The following is a 1889-nucleotide window of genomic DNA, read 5'->3' on the forward strand; positions in this document are numbered from 1 at the left end:
TGGTGCGCCAGCCCCATCCTCCAGAAATTTATGAGTTAATCGAGGTGAGGGACCCTAAGGTTCAAGCTCACTGGCGGCAGGTATCTAACGGTTACGAACTAAGCGTACGCCAGTCCGTCCAGTGCAGGATCAGAAAGGTTACGCAAAAGCCCGTGATTGTTGGGTTTCGTGCCTCAACATTATCCCCCCTTTGAGTCAACCTGGTGAATTGAGTTCGTCGTTTATGGTGCGTTCTGTGATAGTCGGTCAATAAATGTCTTGATAGATCCTGTGTAATCGAACCCACCCTACAAGAGCGTACGCACTAATAAACTTCATCGTGAGTGCCAATATCAATTAAAACGATTTCTTCTTCTAAGGTGTCTTGATTTTGTTCAAAGTTGAAAATAAGACGACAATCATATTCTACCGAACAAGCCCAAGCACCTGATAATTTACCTTTGAGTTTATGAGTGCGTAGTATAGGATTATAAGGATTATCAGCCAGTAATCTTAATTTGGCTTCAATTTTTGGTTTTAAATTCGGTTGACGTTTAATGATTGCCTTAAAAGCTCGCTTAAATGATGATGTTAAAATTAAATTAGTCATTGTTTAATTCGGCAATAACATCATCAACTGTACCCCGAAAAACGTTACCCTGTTGATAGTCTTGGTGAGCTTTAGTTATATTAACAGCGATTTCCTCTCTTCTTTTTTCAATTTGTCTATGTCTAACAATATTAATTAAATCGTTCTGTTCATCTAAAGAAAGAGCGTCAATCATTTCTAAAATTTGATGGAATTGAATTGTTTGCATCATTTTTTACTCTCTTGCCAAAATATTAGTTTACTCTAATCTAATTTATTCATTATTTTCAATTTAACACGCCCAAACAAATGATCGCACTTTCCCAAATCGGAATTTTAGAAAGGGCTATGTTAGTTGGAGATGCTGGGTTTCCTTCCTCAACCCAACCTACAAGAGCGATGCTCCTAAGGAGCCGCTAAAAGCGAACGCACTTGGGGACAACGATCGTTCCAAAAAAGGTCGGTTAGATGCACGATGAAAAAACTCGCTACAATAACCGCAGTATCATGCCAGTAGCCATTGAACATGACAACTGAACAAATCACGATCGATCTGCCTAGTCCCATCTTCCACCAACTGGCACGAATTGCCAAAGCTACGCAGCAAAGTGTAGAGACACTTGCACCTGCATTGTGTAGTTAGCAATTTGCCACCTTCGGTTGATAATGCCCCAAAAGAAATGCAAGCAGAGTTATTACAGCTTCAGACACTAGATACTGAACAGCTACTCAACATTGCTCAAGCAGAAATAGACCCTGATCAGCATCATCGCTGTGTTGAGTTGCTAGACAAACATCAGGATGAGAAACTGACACCGGAGGAACGGCGGGAACTCGCCGAGTTGCGACAAGCAGCCGATCGTCTCATGCTACGGAAAGCTTATGCCTGGTCTGTTCTACGTTGGAAAGGGCATCGGATTCCTGCACTTATTGATTTACCTGTGATTCTATGACCATATCTGTTGAATTACGACGGCGCGTAATTCAAGAAGCCAATTTTCGCTGTGAATATTGTAAAACCTCTTCCCAGTTGACTGGTACACCACTAGTCATGGATCACATCTGGCCTCGCTCACAAGGTGGAACAGACAATCGAGAAAATTTAGCTGCTTCCTGTTATCGCTGCAATGAATTCTTTGGGAGCAAAATCTACGCAATTGATCCATTAGACTTGGAAGTATGTTGCACTCTATAATCCACGAAATCAATTTTGGTAACGACCATTTCATTTGGAACAATGGTGGAACTCATATTGCTGGAATAACACCAGTGGGCCGAGCAACAGTAATAGCGCTGCCCTTGAACTTTTGAGTTTCTGATT

5 protein-coding genes are annotated in these 1889 nt (G+C 41.5%); 3 read left to right on the top strand and 2 right to left on the bottom strand.

Annotation, left to right across the window (positions count from 1 at the left end; translation table 11 throughout):
* On the top strand, positions 1-194 hold a 194-nt coding region (locus F6K53_RS39090; RefSeq protein ID WP_293085278.1), incomplete at its 5' end, for a hypothetical protein.
* Positions 195-304: 110 nt separating this feature from the next.
* Here F6K53_RS39090 and F6K53_RS39095 read toward each other — a convergent pair.
* Together F6K53_RS39095 and F6K53_RS39100 are read right to left on the bottom strand one after the other, a co-directional pair.
* Positions 305-589 (bottom strand): type II toxin-antitoxin system mRNA interferase toxin, RelE/StbE family, encoded by a 285-nt coding sequence (locus tag F6K53_RS39095; RefSeq protein ID WP_293052061.1) that lies wholly within the window; start codon positions 587-589, stop codon positions 305-307.
* The gene (locus F6K53_RS39100) at positions 582-800 is read right to left on the bottom strand and encodes a hypothetical protein (RefSeq protein WP_293052058.1); all 219 of its coding nucleotides are present in this window, start codon (positions 798-800) and stop codon (positions 582-584) included. Before F6K53_RS39100 ends, F6K53_RS39095 begins: the two co-directional genes overlap by 8 nt.
* A 448-nt stretch (positions 801-1248) precedes the next feature.
* Here F6K53_RS39100 and F6K53_RS39105 point away from each other — a divergent pair, with 448 nt between their 5' ends.
* Together F6K53_RS39105 and F6K53_RS39110 are read left to right on the top strand one after the other, a co-directional pair.
* Complete coding sequence (locus F6K53_RS39105; protein WP_293052055.1) at positions 1249-1521, top strand: hypothetical protein; 273 nt, start codon at positions 1249-1251, stop codon at positions 1519-1521.
* Complete coding sequence (locus F6K53_RS39110; RefSeq protein WP_293052052.1) at positions 1518-1763, top strand: HNH endonuclease signature motif containing protein; 246 nt, start codon at positions 1518-1520, stop codon at positions 1761-1763. The genes F6K53_RS39105 and F6K53_RS39110 overlap by 4 nt, the downstream gene beginning before the upstream one ends.
* Positions 1764-1889 lie beyond the last annotated feature (126 nt).

The organism is Moorena sp. SIO4A1, from assembly GCF_010672065.1.
Classification (GTDB): domain Bacteria; phylum Cyanobacteriota; class Cyanobacteriia; order Cyanobacteriales; family Coleofasciculaceae; genus Moorena.

Bases quoted from the DNA above. Each gene is read 5' to 3' on its own strand.
- F6K53_RS39095 (WP_293052061.1), bottom strand. From the start codon at position 589: ATGACTAATTTAATTTTAACATCATCATTTAAGCGAGCTTTTAAGGCA.
- F6K53_RS39100 (WP_293052058.1), bottom strand. From the start codon at position 800: ATGATGCAAACAATTCAATTCCATCAAATTTTAGAAATGATTGACGCT.
- F6K53_RS39105 (WP_293052055.1), top strand. From the start codon at position 1,249: ATGCAAGCAGAGTTATTACAGCTTCAGACACTAGATACTGAACAGCTA.
- F6K53_RS39110 (WP_293052052.1), top strand. From the start codon at position 1,518: ATGACCATATCTGTTGAATTACGACGGCGCGTAATTCAAGAAGCCAAT.